We start from the raw sequence: 2,500 nt of genomic DNA, 5'->3' as shown, positions 1-2,500 counted from the left end.
GAACTCATTAACGTTGAAAAGTTATGGGATGACCTGTGGATAGGGGTGAAAGGCCAATCAAACTGAGAGATAGCTCGTTCTCCCCGAAATGTTTTTAGGAACAGCGTCGCATATAGAAGTTTATTAGAGGTAGAGCTACTGATTGGGCTAGGGGGCTTCACCGCCTACCAAACCCTGACAAACTCCGAATGCTAATAAATATCTGCGGCAGTGAGGCTGTGGGCGCTAAGGTCCATGGCCGAGAGGGAAATAACCCAGATTAGCAACTAAGGTCCCTAATACGTAGTTAAGTTGAACAAACGAGGTGGGGTTTCTAAAACAGCCAGGATGTTGGCTTGGAAGCAGCCATTCATTTAAAGAGTGCGTAACAGCTCACTGGTCGAGAGACCCTGCACGGAAAATGATCGGGCATCAAACTACGAACCGAAGTTCTAAATTCTATACTTGTATAGAGTGGTAGGGGAGCATTCCAATCTGCGTTGAAGGTGTGTGGTGATGCATGCTGGAGCGGTTGGAAAAGAAAATGTAGGCATAAGTAACGATAAAACAAGTGAAAAACTTGTTCGCCGTAAGACTAAGGGTTCCTGATCAACGTTAATCGGATCAGGGTTAGTCGGGTCCTTAGGCAAACCCGAAAGGGGCAGCTGATGGAAAACTGGTTAATATTCCAGTACCCGCATTAGTTTCGATGGGGTGACGTGTTTGTGAAAGGTCCGCGCAGTTACGGAATACTGCGTTAAAGCCTGTAGATATATCCTGGATAGGCAAATCCGTTCAGGATGTCGAAGGTGATAGTACTTGAAAGCTTCGGCTGGATAGATAGTGACCCTAATCATAGCACCGAGAAAAACCTCTAAGGTTAGGCTAATGCGGCCCGTACCGTAAACCGACACAGGTAGTCGAGATGAATATTCTAAGGCGCTCGGGTGAGCCGTGGAGAAGGAACTAGGCAAATTGACGCTGTAACTTCGGGATAAAGCGTACCACAGCGATGTGGTCTCAGTAAAATGGTTCAACCAACTGTTTAACAAAAACACAGGGCCCTGCAAAATCGTAAGATGACGTATAGAGCCTGATACCTGCCCGGTGCTGGAAGGTTAAGGAAGGATGTTCGGAGTAATCCAAAGCTTCTGACTGAAGCCCCAGTAAACGGCGGCCGTAACTATAACGGTCCTAAGGTAGCGAAATTCCTTGTCGGGTAAGTTCCGACCTGCACGAATGGTCTAATGAGTTGAACACTGTCTCCTCCACGAGCCCGGTGAAATTGTAGTATCGGTGAAGATGCCGGTTACCCGTCACGGGACGGAAAGACCCCATGAACCTTCACTACAACTTTGCATTGATTTTGAGCACCAAGTGTGTAGGATAGTTGGGAGACTATGAAGCAGTGTCGCCAGGCATTGTGGAGTCATCGTTGAAATACCAACCTCTTGTTGCTTAGAACCTAACCCCTAAAGGGGGACATTGCATGGTGGGTAGTTTGACTGGGGTGGTCGCCTCCTAAAAAGTAACGGAGGCTCGCAAAGGTACCCTCAGTACGGTTGGTAATCGTACGCAGAGCGCATTAGTATAAGGGTGCTTGACTGTGAGACAGACAAGTCGATCAGGTGCGAAAGCAGGCTAAAGTGATCCGGTGGTTCTGTATGGAAGGGCCATCGCTCAAAGGATAAAAGGTACTCTGGGGATAACAGGCTGATCTCACCCAAGAGCTCATATCGACGGTGAGGTTTGGCACCTCGATGTCGGTTCGTCACATCCTGGGGCTGGAGAAGGTCCCAAGGGTTCGGCTGTTCGCCGATTAAAGTGGCACGTGAACTGGGTTCAGAACGTCGCAAGACAGTTCGGTCCCTATCTGTGATGGGCGTTAGAAAATTGAGAGGACATGACCTTAGTACGAGAGGACCGGGTCGTACGTACCGCTGGTGTATCGGTTGTGCCGCCAGGTGCAATGCCGAGTAGCTATGTACGGACAGGATAAACGCTGAAAGCATCTAAGCGTGAAACCTTCCTTAAGATGAGTTTTCTTTTAAGGGTCGTCAGAGACTATGACGTTGATAGGCTACAGGTGTAAAGGTGGTAACATCAAAGCCGAGTAGTACTAATTGCCCGTAAGCTTTAATTTTTTATTCTCTTCGGAGATAAGAAATGTGAATTACTTGATGATTAATTGCAACTTCCCAATATGTTATCTTATTGAAGATCTTATGGTGCTTATGCCGAGGGTGTTCACCTCTTCCCATACCGAACAGAGAAGTTAAGCCCCTCATGGCCGATGGTACTGCTATACCAGGCGGGAGAGTAGGTAGGTGCCATATTTATTACTAAGAGCCTTGTAACAGAATTGTTGCAAGGCTCTTTTTTTTGCTGTAACCTGTAACGTGAAACGGCAACGCACAACCGAAGCACCACCCACCATCCTGGTTGCAACGTAGCTGCCTGCTTTGTTCAACTACCCTCTTCCCGAGCTCCCTCTTCCTTTACTCCCTCTTCCATGCTTCCC

Annotated in this window: 2 rRNA genes (1 of these 2 cut by a window edge); both read left to right on the top strand. The window is 47.8% G+C overall.

Going from position 1 to position 2,500, the window contains the following annotated elements:
• A 23S ribosomal RNA gene (locus tag MD536_RS20855) occupies positions 1-2,122 on the top strand (it extends 755 nt beyond the left edge of the window).
• Between the two features lie 81 nt (positions 2,123-2,203).
• Positions 2,204-2,315: ribosomal RNA gene (rrf, locus tag MD536_RS20850) — 5S ribosomal RNA — on the top strand.
• Positions 2,316-2,500: the final 185 nt, after the last annotated feature.

It is taken from the genome of Flavihumibacter cheonanensis (assembly GCF_022352215.1).
Taxonomy (GTDB): Bacteria; Bacteroidota; Bacteroidia; order Chitinophagales; family Chitinophagaceae; genus Flavihumibacter; species Flavihumibacter cheonanensis.
This window is presented reverse-complemented; position numbering and strand designations above follow the sequence as displayed.